Annotated in this window: 16 protein-coding genes; 9 read left to right on the top strand and 7 right to left on the bottom strand. The window is 53.5% G+C overall.

The window, feature by feature from the left end; genetic code table 11:
* Nucleotides 1-304: 304 nt before the first annotated feature.
* The 3 genes from ACH5Y9_RS24470 (at nt 305) to ACH5Y9_RS24460 (ending at nt 3,068) form a co-directional block, all read left to right on the top strand.
* A complete protein-coding gene (locus tag ACH5Y9_RS24470) occupies nt 305-1,426 on the top strand; it encodes a hypothetical protein (protein ID WP_445367918.1) in 1,122 nt (373 codons plus the stop codon).
* Between the two features lie 22 nt (nt 1,427-1,448).
* Nucleotides 1,449-2,012 (top strand): VPLPA-CTERM sorting domain-containing protein, encoded by a 564-nt coding sequence (locus ACH5Y9_RS24465; protein WP_445367917.1) that lies wholly within the window; start codon nt 1,449-1,451, stop codon nt 2,010-2,012.
* 366 nt (nt 2,013-2,378) lie between these two features.
* Nucleotides 2,379-3,068, top strand: a complete 690-nt coding sequence (locus ACH5Y9_RS24460) for a hypothetical protein (RefSeq protein WP_445367916.1) — start codon at nt 2,379-2,381, stop codon at nt 3,066-3,068.
* 137 nt (nt 3,069-3,205) lie between these two features.
* On the opposite strand, the gene ACH5Y9_RS24455 is transcribed toward ACH5Y9_RS24460, so the two are convergent.
* Complete coding sequence (locus tag ACH5Y9_RS24455; RefSeq protein ID WP_171697534.1) at nt 3,206-4,444, bottom strand: HD-GYP domain-containing protein; 1,239 nt, start codon at nt 4,442-4,444, stop codon at nt 3,206-3,208.
* Nucleotides 4,445-4,796: 352 nt separating this feature from the next.
* On the opposite strand from ACH5Y9_RS24455, the gene ACH5Y9_RS24450 reads away from it, so the two are divergent.
* The 3 genes from ACH5Y9_RS24450 to ACH5Y9_RS24440 all read left to right on the top strand — a co-directional run bounded on the left by ACH5Y9_RS24450 (nt 4,797) and on the right by ACH5Y9_RS24440 (nt 9,469).
* Nucleotides 4,797-5,447, top strand: coding sequence for a PEP-CTERM sorting domain-containing protein (locus tag ACH5Y9_RS24450; RefSeq protein WP_445367915.1), 651 nt, complete (start codon nt 4,797-4,799; stop codon nt 5,445-5,447).
* 58 nt (nt 5,448-5,505) lie between these two features.
* Nucleotides 5,506-6,180 carry a hypothetical protein gene (locus tag ACH5Y9_RS24445; RefSeq protein WP_445367914.1) on the top strand — a complete coding sequence of 225 codons (675 nt, stop codon included), beginning with the start codon at nt 5,506-5,508 and terminating at the stop codon, nt 6,178-6,180.
* 190 nt (nt 6,181-6,370) lie between these two features.
* Nucleotides 6,371-9,469 carry an efflux RND transporter permease subunit gene (locus ACH5Y9_RS24440; protein ID WP_445367913.1) on the top strand — a complete coding sequence of 1,033 codons (3,099 nt, stop codon included), beginning with the start codon at nt 6,371-6,373 and terminating at the stop codon, nt 9,467-9,469.
* Between the two features lie 91 nt (nt 9,470-9,560).
* Here the strand turns inward: ACH5Y9_RS24440 and ACH5Y9_RS24435 are convergent, their stop codons facing one another.
* From ACH5Y9_RS24435 to ACH5Y9_RS24410, 6 genes are all read right to left on the bottom strand, one after another.
* Entirely contained in the window at nt 9,561-10,358 is a 798-nt protein-coding gene (locus tag ACH5Y9_RS24435) for a hypothetical protein (protein ID WP_445367912.1), read from the bottom strand.
* A gap of 212 nt (nt 10,359-10,570) precedes the next feature.
* The gene (hypF, locus tag ACH5Y9_RS24430) at nt 10,571-12,982 is read right to left on the bottom strand and encodes a carbamoyltransferase HypF (RefSeq protein WP_445369924.1); all 2,412 of its coding nucleotides are present in this window, start codon (nt 12,980-12,982) and stop codon (nt 10,571-10,573) included.
* Nucleotides 12,982-14,019, bottom strand: coding sequence for a hydrogenase expression/formation protein HypE (gene hypE, locus ACH5Y9_RS24425; protein WP_445367911.1), 1,038 nt, complete (start codon nt 14,017-14,019; stop codon nt 12,982-12,984). Before hypE ends, hypF begins: the two co-directional genes overlap by 1 nt.
* Nucleotides 14,020-14,207: 188 nt before the next feature.
* Nucleotides 14,208-14,747, bottom strand: coding sequence for a hypothetical protein (locus ACH5Y9_RS24420; RefSeq protein WP_445367910.1), 540 nt, complete (start codon nt 14,745-14,747; stop codon nt 14,208-14,210).
* A gap of 146 nt (nt 14,748-14,893) precedes the next feature.
* Nucleotides 14,894-15,178, bottom strand: a complete 285-nt coding sequence (locus ACH5Y9_RS24415) for an addiction module antidote protein (RefSeq protein ID WP_205451369.1) — start codon at nt 15,176-15,178, stop codon at nt 14,894-14,896.
* A 3-nt stretch (nt 15,179-15,181) separates the two neighbouring features.
* Nucleotides 15,182-15,475, bottom strand: a complete 294-nt coding sequence (locus tag ACH5Y9_RS24410) for a type II toxin-antitoxin system RelE/ParE family toxin (RefSeq protein WP_445367909.1) — start codon at nt 15,473-15,475, stop codon at nt 15,182-15,184.
* A 208-nt stretch (nt 15,476-15,683) separates the two neighbouring features.
* Here ACH5Y9_RS24410 and ACH5Y9_RS24405 point away from each other — a divergent pair, with 208 nt between their 5' ends.
* From ACH5Y9_RS24405 to ACH5Y9_RS24395, 3 genes are all read left to right on the top strand, one after another.
* Nucleotides 15,684-15,938 (top strand): type II toxin-antitoxin system Phd/YefM family antitoxin, encoded by a 255-nt coding sequence (locus tag ACH5Y9_RS24405; protein WP_445367908.1) that lies wholly within the window; start codon nt 15,684-15,686, stop codon nt 15,936-15,938.
* Complete coding sequence (locus ACH5Y9_RS24400; RefSeq protein ID WP_033159119.1) at nt 15,938-16,213, top strand: type II toxin-antitoxin system RelE/ParE family toxin; 276 nt, start codon at nt 15,938-15,940, stop codon at nt 16,211-16,213. The genes ACH5Y9_RS24405 and ACH5Y9_RS24400 overlap by 1 nt, the downstream gene beginning before the upstream one ends.
* A 210-nt stretch (nt 16,214-16,423) precedes the next feature.
* Complete coding sequence (locus tag ACH5Y9_RS24395; RefSeq protein ID WP_033159118.1) at nt 16,424-16,681, top strand: hypothetical protein; 258 nt, start codon at nt 16,424-16,426, stop codon at nt 16,679-16,681.
* Nucleotides 16,682-16,726: the final 45 nt, after the last annotated feature.

Raw genomic sequence — 16,726 nt, 5'->3', positions numbered from 1 at the left:
GGCTATACCCATAGCGGCAGCGCCGAGCGCTTTGCCGAATGCCGGTAAATCAAACAAATCAACCCTAAATGCCATCAAGCCACAGAATTAACTCACTAGTTATCGATTGCCTAATTACCTTATATTTCGTACCATAAATTTTGGCGTCTATCCTGGCTTTTATCGGCTTGTTGCCGGCCATGGCGCTTCGCTCCATCCTCTTTTCTTACAATAATTCTAACTATTCGCCTGCCCTACCCAGCTAACCGACACCATAAACGGGTTGCGGCATATTGTATTTCTTGACTCCCTAAAGGAGGATTCTATGAACGGAATTAAACGCAAAACCCTATCTGCCATCGCATGCCTGCTGGCTTTACTCGGCTTGTTCAGCCCTACAGCCCAAGCTGAAACCGGGAATGTGGTGTTATGGAACAAATTGGGTAGCAACACCGAAGTGATCAACAGCGAAGTCGGCCCCAGTGGCAGCATTCAGGGCAACCAATATGCCTACGAGCCGGCCAAATTCGGCAACGGCTACGTCCGAAAGGCCCTTTGGAATTGGATTGAGTTTCCCGCCCAAATCATGACCAGTTTGGCGCAAAAAGGTACGATCTCAATGTGGATCGTACCCAAGGTCACTCAACCTCAACCCTATAACTACGGTGTTTTCGGGTTGGTCGGACATCCTTATTCCTGGCGGGAAGAGAGTTTTTATCTATCCTGGGGAGACGGCGTTACCGGCCAAGGTATTTTTGGTGGCATCGCTTCCGCCGGCGTTATTACATCACTTGAACCTCAGCAATTTGTCGCCCAGATCGGAGCTCCGTTCCATGCGGCAATCGCTTGGAACGTAAACGGCATCGACGGTGGCAACGATACCATGAGAGTCTACCGGGACGGACAGTTGATCAACGCGACCTCGCAGCAATGGAATCCGTCCACTATCCCGGCAGTCGGCCTAGTGATCGGTGCGCAAGCGGAATCGGATGGTAACTCCTATGACAAGTACATCGTCGACAATATCGTGGCTTACGACTACGCCAAAACCGACTTTTCCGACCGCTTCATCGAAAACCCGGTGGATTGCGAGGCGGGCGGCCTGCCGGAACTATCCGCCGGCATCAGTAGTAAAACCGGGACCCAGAGCGGGCGCATCTGGACCATCACGCTAAGCAACAACAGCCGGTGTCCGGCGGAAAATGCCCAGATCGACACATTCAGTTTGACGCAGCTAAGCGGCAGCTCCTGCACACCAACGATCACCAACCCGGCCAGTTTCCCATTGGGTGTTGGCAATATCCAAGCGGGCGCAAAGGTAAGCGGCACTGCAACCATCAATTTTAACGGCTGCCCGAACGCCGCCCGCTTTAAAGCAACCATCACATTCAGCAGTAACAACGGTGAAGTAACCGGATCGAAAACGCTGACCAACCAATTCCGCTAGCCCTTATTAAGGAGATATTCTCATGATCAAACAACTTATCCTGTTAGCCAGTTTGCTGCTTATTCTTCCCAGCACCCAAGCAGCAACCTCGCTACAATTAGAGCCGACAAACGGCTTAATCGAAGGCGATGCGGGCGATACCGTGGGCTGGGGCTTCCTGCTCACCAACACGCAAAACTACCTCGTGGTGACAGGAGCGGAATTTCAGTCCTCTACCTCCCCAGGCGTATTCACGGACTTTATCAGCGCACCCGACAATTTCTTCGTTGTGGGACCGGGCTTTGGCGCCAGCACCGTCTGGGGACAGACATTCGATGCCGCCAGCCAAACCGGCGTAGGTAGTTTTAAAATTGCTGACAACGCCGCGCAGGGCACCGTCTTCGGCCAAATTGTACTGACTTACGATTTATTCACCCGCAGCCCGTTTAATTCCTTGTTCGATCCTGACACCGACACGCTATCCAACGGCAATGTATTAACGGCAAATGCCTCGATCAATATCACGACCGTGCCGTTACCTGCAGCCGCATGGCTGTTTGGCGCGGCATTGGCCGGTTTGGGATTTATCGGGCAACGCCGCATCTGAGAGAACTCAAAATAAACACCGCCTGCAAAATTGAGGCGGTGTTTTCGCAAAATATTCTCTGCCGCCTGTTCAAGCAAATGGGCGGGCAATTCGCGCTTTGTGATACCGCTTTCAGATCTGTGAGTTGTTCTTATTGCCCAACAGTCGACTCGGATGGGAGGTAATCCATACCGCACCTGAGCGATCCCGCTATCCAAGCACTCCACCCAAACCGTCCGCCATGACAAAATTGTCATGGCACGAACGGACAATTAAACGACGTTACATACCCGGATAAACTGCTCACCAGATGATTTGCCGCACACATCCTGTTCTGCGTCCAATCACCTCCGATAAATTTCTATTCATTACTTCCGGGTACTTGCCATGAAAACGCTATTTACTGCTTCCATCCTATTATCTTCGGCCCTATTCACTTCCTCCGCCTTTGCGTCAAATTGGTTTGAACACGAACATGAACACGACAATCAGCCAGAACACGGTAGCTGCGGCAATCAAGCACCTTGCGATTTAGAAAAACTGAGCCTGACGTTATCAGGCGGCAGCAACGGCACGCTAATTTCGAAAGCCGACAACATTAGCAGTAACGATAGCTACACCCTTAACTTCAACTATCAGCTGGACACCACCTTTATCAACAGCGCTCTGCTGAAAATATGGTTGCGTGACGACTCAACATCGGCCGACGACTCCATCATCTTAAATGGCCTGTTAAAAGACAAAAACGAATACGCTCGTATAACATCGATTAACGGCTCCAACGTTTCCACAAGCTGGACCGAAGTCGATGGCTACAAACAATATATCAGCTTGGATGTTAGCGATTTTCTTTCCAAAACCGGCTTCGCTTCATTGACGGCCGTATTGGGCGTGAAGGATTATGGTAGCAAAGATTATTTTTTCAAAGCGGCAGAGCTCTATGTTGAATATTGCCTCGACGACAATGGCGGAAGTGGTCCGATTACCGCGGTCCCGGTCCCGGGAGCAGCATGGCTGATGGGTTCCGGCTTACTCGGTTTGATAGGTTTTAATACCAGAAAACAACGTCAAGCGTAATCCGCAATTTAGCTCGCTGTCGCTAAAAGCCGGAGGCGTGAATATGCCTCCGGCTTTTGTGTTTTCGGCTTCGAGCGAATATTTTAAAAGGCCCAGGCCTGGATGTCGCGGACAAGCATAGCCCTTTGGCCGCCGGTTTAATCCATCGAGTAATTGCCTTGCGCCAATTCGTAATAAAAGTCCGCATTCTCGATCAACTTGGCAACCACCTCGCCATCCAAAACCCCTTCCGCCACGCGCTGCCTGAGGTGCTGGATAATGTCAGCCAGTAACATGCCCTCGCGATATGGGCGGGACTGGGCCAAAGCCTGAAAAATATCGGCCACACTGATAACCCTGCACTCCAACTCCAAAGACTTGCCGATGGTCTTGAACGGATATCCTTCGCCACGCAGATTTTCATGGTGCAAACCAGCCCATTGCGGAATTTTGGAGTCGGTAAACACCCGTTGCAAAATTCGGTAAGTATCATAACTATGGCGCTGCATGCAGGCACGTTCTTCGGCAGTTAAGCTGCCTGGTTTGTCTATGATGTCCTCGGAAACCCGCAATTTGCCAATGTCGTGCAACAAACCGGCAATTTCCACCTGCTCCAGATCGCAGCCGGTCACACCCAAATCCAATGCCAATTGTCTGGAGATTTGGGCAACCCGTTCAGAATGCTGCTCGGTGTACGGGCTTTTCGCATCCACCACTCGCGAAAACAGCCGCGCCATTTCCCGAAGCGAGGGATAAGTCAAGTCTACCGTCGGCAAATCACGCCCCAATTCGCGTAAATCCTCATCCAGATAATCCGGGTCCATCGCCAGCCAAAACGCCTGACTTTTCGCCAGTTCCGCAAATGCAGCCAACAGCTCGGGCGCAAACAGCGATCCCGAATAACTCAGTAAGCGCTCCACTATTTTGGGCGCAGCCACCAGAATTTGCTCGCTGGCCAAATACGGGGCTTGCAACACGTCAATCCGATCAGCCAGAAACAACAGATTGGCACGCAACTTTATCCGGGGCACCAGCGGCAATTCAACCAATTGCTCCCAGCGCGTGTGATGATAGCGGATTTCCTCCGCCAGATAGGCCAGCGGCGGGCAGGCTTGCAAGTATTCCGCACCGCGTAAACAATGCGCCTCCGCACCGTCCCACTCCAGAGATTCGGTCAAATGCCTATGCTCGCGAACCTTTGCCACCCCGCAATCGTGCAGCATACCGGCGTATAGAATGCTCAATCTATCGACAGCCGACCAATCGAGCTTACCGGCAATGTGCCAAGCCATCATCGCGACCCGCTTACCGTGCTTGACTTCGTCGATACCGACTAAATCCAGCGCACAACTCAGGGAGATAATGGAGCGGTGCAAATCGATATGTTGGCTATCCATGAGGCTGAACTCCAGATTGAAGGTGTTAGTACGATGCTATCGCACTTTGAAAGGATCGGCAAAGTATCGGAAACATTCCCACTCACTCACCAAGACCACAAGCAGCAACTGCGCTCATTATTAAATGCCGCGCGTGACAGCACCATGCCATCCTGCCAAATCTGTCGTAACATCTGCCCCGGCTGTCAGCAGCTCAGCTGAAAAAGCGCTACCAAATCACATTTAAATAATTGATTGGATTAATCTAAATTAAGTTGGCATCACTAATGCTTAGTTAGAGTGACGCACTATGCAACCCAATGGCTTGCACGCGAATCACTTATCTTTCAGCCACTGACAAAAAGGAATCGACATGAATGCTGTAATGCCGAAAATGCCCTTATCCGGATTAATCCTGATTTTAGCCTTCTTCACTCAAGCCGCCGAATCGGCAACAGTGATAGATAATTTTGCCACCCGTCAGTCCACTACAAACACCGTCAATGGCCCAGCTAATGTATCCGGATCTGATCTAAGCAATTTGCAACGAACCTTAAATTCCAGCTCTACCCCTGGCGGTACCACCAGAATTTTTGTAGAAGACGGCTTGTTAACGGTCGGTAACAGCAGCAATTCAACCGGCACCGCTAGTATCTTTTACAACTTCGCTGCGGTCGATTTCACTACTTTCGCTAACGCGATATTGCTGACGACAGAATCTAGCGACGCCAGTTACCAAATTCAAATGATCGCCAACGGTACTTCGCTGCTAAGTTTTCAGAACTTGGCCAGCGTTGCAATCGGTTCACCCAGCACTATTAGATTTGATTTCTCACAATTTTCGAATCCTGCGGCTTTCAAGAACCTAAACAGTCTGGAGCTGAAATTACGAGGCACCAATGCCGCCTGGGACGCTGACTTCAGCCAGTTATCAACGGTCCCGGAACCTTCCGTCACCGCTTTATTGATCATAGGCGCTTTGGGCATTGTCGGCGGCAAACGCCAAAAACTAGTAGCGGTTTAACGCCTGCCGTCAAAATCTTCTGATTTCCAAACTTCAATTCTGCTCACGGATAACTCATATGAATGCTAAACATTTTCACAAAAACCTCGCGCCTTTGCTTCTAAGCCTGGGCTTAGTGCTATCCGGCCAAAGCCAAGCAGGCATAATGACGATTGATAATTTCAGCCATGCTCAAACCGCATTCGACGACGGCAGTAGCGCAGGCTCTACCAGCGATACAGTGTCTGCTCTTACCGGCACGGACCTGAGTAATGCCTCGAGGACCTTTATCGCTCAAGCCTCGGGAACCGCCTCAGCCAACACCACGGAAATCGTTTCCGGCGGCAACCAGCTGATCATATCGAATGACGGCCGTTCGGCCGGTGGCGCTTCCATTCTGTGGAATTTCGATCCGCTCGATTTAACCGCTCATGGCAACGGCATCCTGCTGGAGGTGTTAGCAATCGATCTGGGTGTCAACGTGGAAATGGTAGCCAACGGCAGCTCAAGTTCCGGTATCAAAACGTTTACCAGCAACAATAATTACTTGGTAAGTTTCAGCGACTTTACTAATCCTGCGGTATTTGCCAGCCTGCATAGTTTTCGCTTGAACTTCACCGGCCCGACAAAATGGGATGGACAGTTCAGACTATTAACCACCACAACCCCAGTTCCTGTGCCGGCAGCCTTTGGCTTAATGGGTTCGGCATTATTGGGCTTCATCGCCTTGTCCCGCAAAAAATCGCTTTCCTGATTTTAAAAAATCTACAACGCTCACCTCCGCCACTAGCGCGGAGGCGATTTTTTAAGCACCATTCCGCTCGAAAATCACCACACAGCTTAGCCTTCTTTCTATCCGCATAGCCAGGAAAGCAGCGTATCAACATGGACCAATCCTGACCGACAAGGCACAATAGCCCGCTATTTCACCCCTTTCGTCGCTCATGCTTGCACTTCTGGTCCGTTTTTCCATTCGTTATTCCGGCATCGTCGTGGCCCTGGCGCTACTGCTGTTCGTTTACGGCGGTTACCGTCTGGCTAACGCCGGTCTGGATATTTTTCCGGAATTTTCGCCCAAACAAGTCATCATCCAGACCGAAGCCCCCGGCCTGGCTGCCGAGCAAGTGGAAGTGCTGGTGACTCAGCAAATCGAAAAAAGCGTTGGCGGCTTAATTGGGTTGCAAACCTTACGCTCGCAATCGATTCAAGGTCTCTCCATCGTCACCGCCACCTTCAACGAAACTAGCGACGTATACCGCAACCGGCAATTGATCAGCGAACGGCTGGACGGCCTTAGTCAGCAACTGCCGCCTGGCGTGGGCATGCCGATTGCCGTGCCCTTGTCTTCTTCGTCGGCAACAGTATTGACGATAGGGCTCAGTTCGGACAGCAAGACCTTGATGGAACTGCGCGGCTTGGTGGATTGGAGCTTGGTGCCACGCCTACTCGCGGTACCTGGCGTGGCCGATGTGAATGTATTCGGCGGCGACATTCAGCAACTACAGGTGCAGTTACAACCGGCAGCTTTACAGCGTTTCAATCTCTCAATAGACGACATTGTCAAAGCGGCAGCCGGCGCGGCGGAAATGAACGGCGCCGGTTTCATTGAAAACGCCAACCAACGCTTTACGCTGCAAATCAGCGGCCAGCCGGTCAATCCCGAGCAATTCAAACAACTGGTCGTCAAACGCCAGGACGGCATGAACGTGACCTTGGGCGATGTCGCGCAGATCGGTTATGGCGCCGAGCCGCCCATCGGCGCGGCGCAAATCATGGGTAAACCCGGCATCGTGATGATGGTGATCGGCCAGTACGGCGCCAATACCTTGTCGGTGTCGCGGCAGGTCGAGGCCGTGTTGGAAGAGTTTCAACCCATCTTCAAGCAACAGGCCGTGGATTTCTACTCGCATTTATTCCGGCCGGCCGATTACATCGAAACATCGGTGCATAACCTGTCCGGGCATTTACTGATCGGCGGTCTGTTCGTACTGGTAGTGCTATATGTGTTCTTGTTCAATCTGCGTAGCGCCTTCATTGCCGCTACCGCCATTCCATTGTCGTTGCTGACCGCTGCGCTGGTGCTGCTGGAATCTGGCGTCAATCTGAATATCATGGTGTTGGGCGGGCTGGCGATTGCGCTGGGCGAGGTAGTGGACGACGCCATCATCGACACCGAAAACATCTTTAGGCGCCTGCGCGAAAACCGCTTAAAAATTTTCCCGGATAGCGCTGAAACGGTGATTTATCAGGCTTCGCTGGAAGTTCGCAGTTCGGTGGTTTATGCCAGCTTCATCGTGGCTTTGGTGTTTGTGCCGCTGCTGACGCTGGACGGCGTCAGCGGTCGCTTGTTCGCGCCGCTGGGCGTGTCTTATATTCTGGCGATTTTGATGTCCTTGTTGGTGGCGCTAACGCTGACACCGGCTCTATGCCATTTAATGTTTCGCAACAAGCTGCCGGACGATAGCGATCCACCCGTGTTGCGCAGACTTAAACCAATGTATGCCCAACAATTACTCTGGGCTATCAAGCATTTCAAAACCGTGACGATGATAGGCGCGCTTGCCTGCCTAATCGGCATAGCCGCCTTTCTGCGATTGGATCATAAATTTCTACCGGAATTGCGCGAGGGCCATTTCATCGTCCACACCGCCAGCGTACCAGGTACTTCGCTGCAAGAATCCATCCGCGTCGGCAGCTTACTCACCGAGCAAATCATGGCAATCGACGGTGTGGAATCGGTCTCGCAATGGGCCGGCCGAGCCGAACGCGGCGCCGACACTTACGGCAGCCACTACAGCGAATACGAAGTACGCTTAAAACCATTATCCGGCCAAAAACAACAGCAGGTGCTGGACCACTTGCGCGATATTTTGGAAAAATTCCCCGGCATCAATTACGAAGCCAACACCTTTTTGACCGAACGGGTCGATGAAACTATTTCCGGCTACACCGCGCCGGTGGTGGTGAATATCTACGGCAACGATCTGGCCGAACTGGACCACAAGGCACAGCAACTCGCCGCACTGATCAACACCATCCCCGGCGCGGAAGACGTGCAATTGCGCTCACCGCCGGCCACTGCCCTGCTGCAAGTGGAACTGAATCTGGAGCAATTAAAATTTCGCGGCATCAGCCCGGCACAAGTGATGACCGCCATGCAAACCGCTTACGAAGGCCGCATCGTCGGTAAGCATCTGCAAGGCAACCGGATTTTCAATGTGGCGGTAGCATTGGCCCCGGAATGGCGCAGTCAGCCGGATTACCTGGCTCAGCTGCCCTTGAAAAACGCTGAAGGCCAGCGGGTGCTGCTCGGCGAGGTCGCCGAAATCCGCCACGGCGAAGGCCGCTATAACATCCTGCATCAAGGCGCACAGCGCATCCAGACCGTTACTTGCAAGGTGGAAGATCGGGACATGGACGCCTTTATGATCGAATTGAAACAGCGCGTGCAAAACGAGCTCAGCTGGCGCGACGGCAGCTACCCGGAATTCATCGGCGCGGCGCTGGAACAAGCAAAGGCTCGTGAAACGTTGATCATCCACGCCCTGCTGGCCGGCGCCGGCGTGCTGATTTTCGTGTTCATCGCCCTCGGCAGTTTGCGGCACATGCTGCTGACTTTGTTGAACCTGCCCTTTGCCCTATTGGGCGGCGTCGCCGCGGTAGTCATCACCGACGCCACGCTGTCGGTGGGTTCCTTCGTCGGCTTCATCACCTTGTTCGGCATCACCGTGCGCAACTGCATCATGCTGATCTCGCATTACCGGCATTTGATTGAGTTGGAAGGCCAAATCTGGTCAACGGAGACCTTGATTCGCGGCGCCCAGGAACGGCTGCCGGCCATCCTGATGACCGCGCTGGTCACCGCACTGGCCATGCTGCCGATTGCGATAGGCAGCGATAATCCGGGCCGGGAAATCATGGGGCCAATGGCGGCCATCATCATCGGCGGTCTAGCCTCGTCGACCATGCTGAACTTACTGCTGTTGCCGGCGATTTTGCAGCGTTATGGCCGGTTTGAGGTAGCGTTTGAGAAGCAGGTTTGACGACGGCAGACAGGGTGAGACGTGGTCTAGCCCTGTCTGATCGACTAGGGAACCAGCCGTGCCGGTTTAACGATGGTTGAAGCTACAACCGTTAGCGGCGCTTGCTTGGTCTAAGAGCCAGCAATCCAAGCAAACCGCTGCCAAATAACCAGGCGGCAGCCGGTACCGGCACTTGGCCGACGTCGCTCGGTTTATCGGATGCCGCGATCACAAAGTTATCCAGCGCCGCATAGCCGCCTTGTAACTCATCGATTTGCAATATCACGTTGCCGTTGGTGTTCCCTGTCGCGTCAAGCGCTATGATGTGGTTAGTCCAATCGAAAGTATTCTTCAGCGCCGTTGCCGTCCCGGTTACATCCGCGAAACTTAACAATGTCCCTCCAGTTACTCCGTTACCGCCGCCGGGATTATCAAAAAGCGAGAAACGAAACACTGGCGCAACGCCTCCCGAAGCGACAAAAGGGCCACCCCATCTATCCAAATCTATCGAGGACACATCCATCTGAAAATTCAGATATTTGTGTGTTCCAATATTAAAGGACAGACCTAGAAGATCGTTCTGAGCACTCGAAAGCATGCTGATAGCATAGTTTCCCGCCCGTGCTTGCGGGTCGAGAAACCCTGTTCCCCACGCCTGTGTGCCGCCAATTTGCAATGTTTCCACGGTAAAGGTTTGAGCAAACTGGAAACCGGCCGGCTGCCCACCATAAAGGGCGTTGATCGGATTATAAATATCGACATCACCGCTATCGTTCACAAATGCGCCGGCATTGGGATTTTCGAAGTCTTGGGTATAAAGCGTGGTTGCGGCATAACCGTCGGAATAGGGGGTACAAGCAAAAAACAACCCGGATATTAAAAATTTTTTCATTCTTCCTATTGCTTTCATAATTGCCTCGTTGAGTAAGGTTTACTGACAATGTGCTTCAATTTGATGAGTATTTCTGCCTTTTTGTAGAACTATCGACGCTTTTGCGTTGAAACGGAGACAGCGTAAATATTCTAACGCAAATGATCAACCGACATCGATCTCCAATTGTTTACCACACAGGTTAACTCGTAGACGACATGGTCGCAATTCAACCCTATCAATACGGCATATCATCCAGCGCTCGCCGCCGCAATCACCGCCTGCCCCAAAGCCAGCCCACCGTCGTTCATCGGATAGCGCTGCGGGGATAGCACGGTTTTCCCCTGTTGCCGCAATTGCTCGCTGACTGCTTCCAGCAACAAGCGGTTTTGAAACACGCCGCCACTGAGTACAACGCTATCCGCGCCCGCTTCTCCGCTCAATTGCATTAGCAACTCAACGGTCGCCGCGGCCAGGCTATGGTGGATACGGGCGGCAATGCGGGCCTTGTCGATGCAGATTTGCAGATCGGCCAACACCGCCCGCCAAAGGCCTGGCCAACTCAATATCGTCATCTCGCAGTTGCGCTCCATGGACCAAGCGTCCGCGTAAGCCTGTTCTTGGGCAAACACCGGCGTCGCCAACACTTCCATGGCAATCGCGGCTTGGCCTTCGATATGCACTTGCTCCGGGTGCAGGCCCAAAGCGGCGGCAAAGGCGTCGAACCATCGGCCGCAGGAACTGCTGAGCGGCGAGTTGAGTTTTTTCGCCAGCATCGTATCGAGCGTTGCCAAAGGCTTGCCGGCCAACAGCCGCATGATGTCCAAATCCAGGTAATCGCGCTGCAATGCCTGCCAATCAAAATAATGCCGCAGTTGTGCATAAGTATTCCGCCAGGGTTCGCGCATCGCCTGGGCACCACCGAGTAAGGCAATAGGCTGGAAATATCCAAGCCGCGTGTAACTCCGGTAATCGCCCAATAAAAATTCGCCACCCCATAATTCACCATCCTCACCCATGCCCAAACCATCGAAGATCGCCGCCAATACCGGCGGTGCGTTCAGATCAACACCATGTTCGGCCAGACAAGCCGCCAGATGGGCATGGTGATGCTGGACGCGGACTAATTCAATGGATTCAGTGGCAGCCAAAGTCTGGCCGTATTGGGTCGATAGATAGCCGGGATGCTGATCGACCGCAATCTTTACCGGCCGAAAGTCGTTAAGCTTTTTGTACAAATCGATGGTTTGCCGGTAATTCTGTTGCACGGCGGCGTTTTCCAGATCGCCGATATGCTGGCAGACCAGCGCTTGGCCGTTTTTCAGCAAACAAACACTGTTTTTCAACTCGGCGCCCAGTGCCAGAACCGGCGCGGCGGATTCGAAGCCCTTGGGCAATGTCAGCGCTTCCGGCGCGTAGCCGCGCCCCCGGCGCAGCATGCGCATGTTGCCATCCATCAAGCGCACTACTGAATCGTCCAGGCGATTGACGATGTCACGGTCGTACAACAACCAATAATCCGCGATGCCCGCTAATTTTTCCCGCGCCTCGGCGTTATCTGTACATTGCGGCTCGTCGGAAATATTGCCCGAAGTCAACACGATGGGCGCCTCCAACTCTTGCATCAGCAAGCTATGCAAGGGCGTGTACGGCAGCATGAAACCCAGTTTGTCGTCGTCCGGCGCGACGCCGCTCGCTAGATATTCGCCTTGCGCTGGTAACAGCACGATAGGCGCGGCGCGATCCTCCAAGGCTGACAGCTCCCGAGAATTGATCAGCGCATAACGGCTTACCATCGCTGCATCCCGCGCCATCAACGCAAACGGTTTGGCGTAACGACGCTTGCGGCGGCGCAGTTCGTCCACCGCATTGGCATTGCTTGCATCGCAAGCCAGATGAAAGCCGCCCAAACCTTTGATGGCGACGATATGGCCTTGACGAATCAGGTCCGCGGTTTGGTGGATGACATCGTTCATCACGCCTGCGTTCATGGTTCCCACGCGCCGCGTGGGAACCCCGTCTTGGACGCTCCGGCGTCCCGAACCGCGCGCCGGTTCCGGCTGCATTCCCACGCCGAGCGAGGGACCGATGGCTGCCTCCAACCAGAGCTGCGGCCCGCAAACCGGACAGCAATTGGCCTGGGCATGGAAACGGCGGTCGGCCGGGTCATCGTATTCGCGTTGGCATTCCGGGCACATCGCAAATGCCGCCATGCTGGTATGACAGCGGTCGTAAGGCACGCTGTGGACGATGGACAGGCGCGGCCCGCAGTGCGTGCAATTGGTGAACGGGTAGCGGTAGCGGCGGTTGCAGGGATCGGCTATGTCCGCCAAACAATCCGGGCAGGTGGCGGCGTCGGCGGCGATTGCTGTTTCGACGCGACCGGATTGGCTGGCGACGATACGAAATTCGCTGTCCGCCGCTCCCCCTGCTAAATCAGTGATTTCCAAGGCATCCAAACGCGCCAGCGGCGGTAGCTGGTTGGGAATGGCTGCGGCGAAGCGTTCAAGGTCGGCCGCATTGCCATAGACATGAATCATCACGCCTTCGGCGTCGTTCCACACCGATCCCGCCAAACCAAACTCGCGCGCCAGATGCCAAATCGCCGGCCGAAAGCCGACGCCCTGCACCACGCCGCGCGCGCGGATGGCCTTGCCGGGCATCAGCAGATGCGCGGCAATTGCTCGCCGACCGGCCAATCGACGATGCGCCGGCCGCCGAAAGCGGTGGTCATTTGCACGAAATGGTGCGGGTCGGCGATGACTTGGCCGATGATGGCCGCGTCGCGGCCCAAGGGATGATGGCGCATCGCCGCCAGCAAAGTCTCGGCGGCAGCGACGTCGCAAATGCACACCAGTTTGCCTTCGTTGGCGACATACAGCGGATCGAGGCCGAGGATTTCGCAGGCCGCCTGGACCTGAGCTTTGACCGGAATCGCCGCTTCGTCGATGACCATGCCGACGCCGGACTGGCCGGCCAGTTCGTTCAAGGCCGTCGCCAAGCCGCCACGGGTCGGGTCGCGCAAACAGCGGATCGCCGCCGACGCCGCGGCCACCATGTCGGCGACCAAACCGTGCAAGGCCGCCGAATCGGAGATGATGCTGGTTTCAAATTGCAGATTCTCCCGGCTGGCCATGATCGCCACGCCGTGGTCGCCGATGCTGCCGCTGAGCAAAATCGCGCAACCGGCCTCGGCGCGGTCGCTGGAAATATTCACCCCGTCCGGCACGATGCCGACGCCGGTGGTGGTAATGAACACCCCATCGCCCTTGCCGCGCTCCACCACCTTGGTGTCGCCGGTGACAATCGGCGTACCGGCGGCCTTGGCGGCAGCGGCCATGCTGATGACGATGCGTTCCAGGTCGGCCAACGGCAAGCCCTCTTCCAATATGAAGCCGGCGCTCAGATAAAGCGGTTTAGCGCCGGACATCGCCACGTCGTTGACCGTGCCGTGCACCGCCAGCGAACCGATGTCGCCGCCCGGAAAAAACAGCGGCGAAATCACATGGCCGTCGGTGCTGATCGCCAAGCGCCCGGCCGGCACATCGAACAAGGCCTGATCGTTCTGCCGACGCAGCAAGTCGTTATCGAAATGCTTGATGAACAGTTCGGTAATCAATTGCGCCATCGCCCTGCCGCCACCGCCGTGGGTAAGATCGACTTGGCCGGATTTTAGATTGAGTGTATGGGAGTAGGACATGGGTTTGAGTTATTGAAGAGCTGACGGATGGATTGGTTGGGGACAAGGGGCAAATTATGGTTCGCTAGTCGGAACTAGGAGTTCTAGTGCTTAATTGCACTAATTGGTGGCAATTTAAATCCTTTTATAATCATAATATTATGATTAACTTTTATATCGCTTATTTATGAAATTAAGCACTAGATCGTTTATTCAGTAGGGTAATCATACACAGCGCCATTTTCATAAAGAAAGAGATCAGAAAAATCGAAAAATTCTTTCCCTTTCTCGTCATATAGCCGTACCGTTCCTTCTGCCCGGTACCTGCCATTCTCAAACTCTTTAGGCTCAGAGTTGACTTCTGTTAACGGCCCCATTTGCCCGTAACGCAATGGCCACGCTAGATCTTGCTCCTCACTCGCCAGCTTGCCTCGATCTGTGTAACTTTTCTGCGACATACTCCAGTAAGGAATTGGATGCCCTAAATCTATCTTATAGATATAGATACCTACAAGCTCGGCACGCCTATATTTTTTACGGGCGGGAATATCGAAATATACCGCTCCATCGTTCCCCTTAAATACAACCATTTTTGTGACGCTTGGAAGAGCATCGCATGCTCCAAAGCACGTAAGACACCCTGAGAGCAGTCCGCTAAACGTAGTAAAGGCAACAATTAAGACTGTATGACGCAATAACCAACGGGCATTTCGTTGTAATTCCGTTTCTTTCGAATTATTCAAACTCATACCAAAACTCGCTGGGCCGTTGGATGTGCTGAGCGAAAGCGAAGCGCATCAATCGCGAACGATGCGCATCACGTTGTTCGGCACGTCGTACTATTTGGCTAATCCTTGCATCAAGCCATTCCCTGCCCAGGTTGCGGACGGGCAGCTCAAACCGGCTCGGCATGTAACTTAACGCCTAATGCCCGGATAACCTTCAATACCGTGTCGAAGCGCGGTTTTGCACCGGGGGCCAACGCCTTGTACAAACTTTCGCGGCCCAGGCCGGATTCCTTGGCGATCATGGCCATGCCTTTGGCTTTGGCGATATAGCCCAAGGCTCTGATCAGTTCGTCGCTATCGCCTTCTTCCAAAACTTGGTTCAGGTATTCGCTGATGGCTTCGTCACTGTCCAGCAGCGTGGTCATATCGAAAGGCAGTAGTTGTTCACTCATGTTTCAAACCTCTTTAGCCAGTTTAATCGCACGTTGAATATCGGACTGTTGCGTGGACTTATCGCCGCCGGCCAACAAAATAATCATCATGCCGTTACGTATTGTGTAATAAACGCGGTAACCCGCACCGAGATCGATGCGCATCTCGCAAACGCCTTCGCCCACCGCTTTGGTGTCGCCAAGATTGCCGGCCTGCGCCCGGTCAATGCGGCGGTAGATTGCAGTTTTGGCGCGCAGGTCTTTTAATGACGCCAGCCATTTTGCAAACGATTCCGTTTGCTGCACAAAATAATTCATGGGCCAATTGTATCCATTTAGATACGCGCATTCAACCGCAACTCAAGCACGTTTGAAACATACCCAAAAGCCCTTCCATGACCAATGGTGTACAGGCAGTAGATGCTGAGCGACATATAGTCCTGCTTTTTTGAGTATAAAAGATCGCTTGCTTAACCGCACGATTAAGCACACCATTGACATCCTAAATTAACTGCGGGGAATAGCCATGTCGCAAATTAGCGCCAACGACTTAAAAACCAAAGGTATCGCTGCTATCGAGGCGGCGCTGGCCGAGGCACCGGAAGCGGTGGTGTCGGTGCGCGGCAAGGAGCGTTTTGTAGTGATGGACATCGCCCACTACCACTATTTGCGCGAATGCGAACTGGATGCAGCGCTGGCGCAAACCCGCGCGGATTTGGCGGCCGGCCGCTTCACGCAGGAGTCTCCGGAAGCGCATTTGGCCCGGCTGGACACGCTGTAATGGCGTATGCCTTGGTTTTTACCGAGCAATACAACAAAAAGGCCGCACGCTTTATCAAACGTCATCCGGCACTCCGGCAACCGTATCTAAAAACTTTGCAGCTACTGGAAGCCAATCCGTTTCACCCGTCGCTCCGTTTGCATCCACTGCAAGGCAAGTTGGCTGGACTGCATTCGGTTTCCATCAATTTGTCTTACCGCATTACCCTGGAATTATTGATCGAAGACGGCCGCATCATTCCCATCAATATTGGCAATCACGACGCGGTTTATTAAGCAAGCAGTTTGTTTGGTAAACAGTCGGCAAAGACTTTCCTCCATACCCCGCGACACTGCTTATCCCCACTCCAAAACCCTTAAGCGATTGCCTGGAATTTCCGGCTATGGTAGAAAACCCATGCCGATGCCTAAAATCATCCGCACCAGCGGTTAGGACGCTTGTCCGGACCGTAGTCTAAAAATAATAATTAACACGAGGTAACGTTCATGAAAACAAATCTACTCGCTATATTGACACTGGCAGCTGTTGCCATCACGCCTTCACTGGCCAGCGCCGATGCGGCGGCTACTTGCAAAGGTTGCCATAACGGCTCGGTCGCACCGGCCGTGGATGCCTTGAAAGCTAAATTCAAAACCGCCGACGAGTTGGTTGCTGGCGCCAAAGCGTCGACAAACCCCATGATGAAACCGATGCAGGGCGACGAAGCGAAACTGAAAGCGGCGGCAGCAGAAATCTATAAATAAGCCGCATCACTTAGTCCGCTAAACACGGGCCACCCAAGCGGGCGT

The organism is Methylomonas sp. BW4-1 (assembly GCF_052474385.1).
The sequence above is the reverse complement of the archived record's forward strand: the minus strand, read 5'-3'. Positions and strand labels throughout refer to the sequence as shown.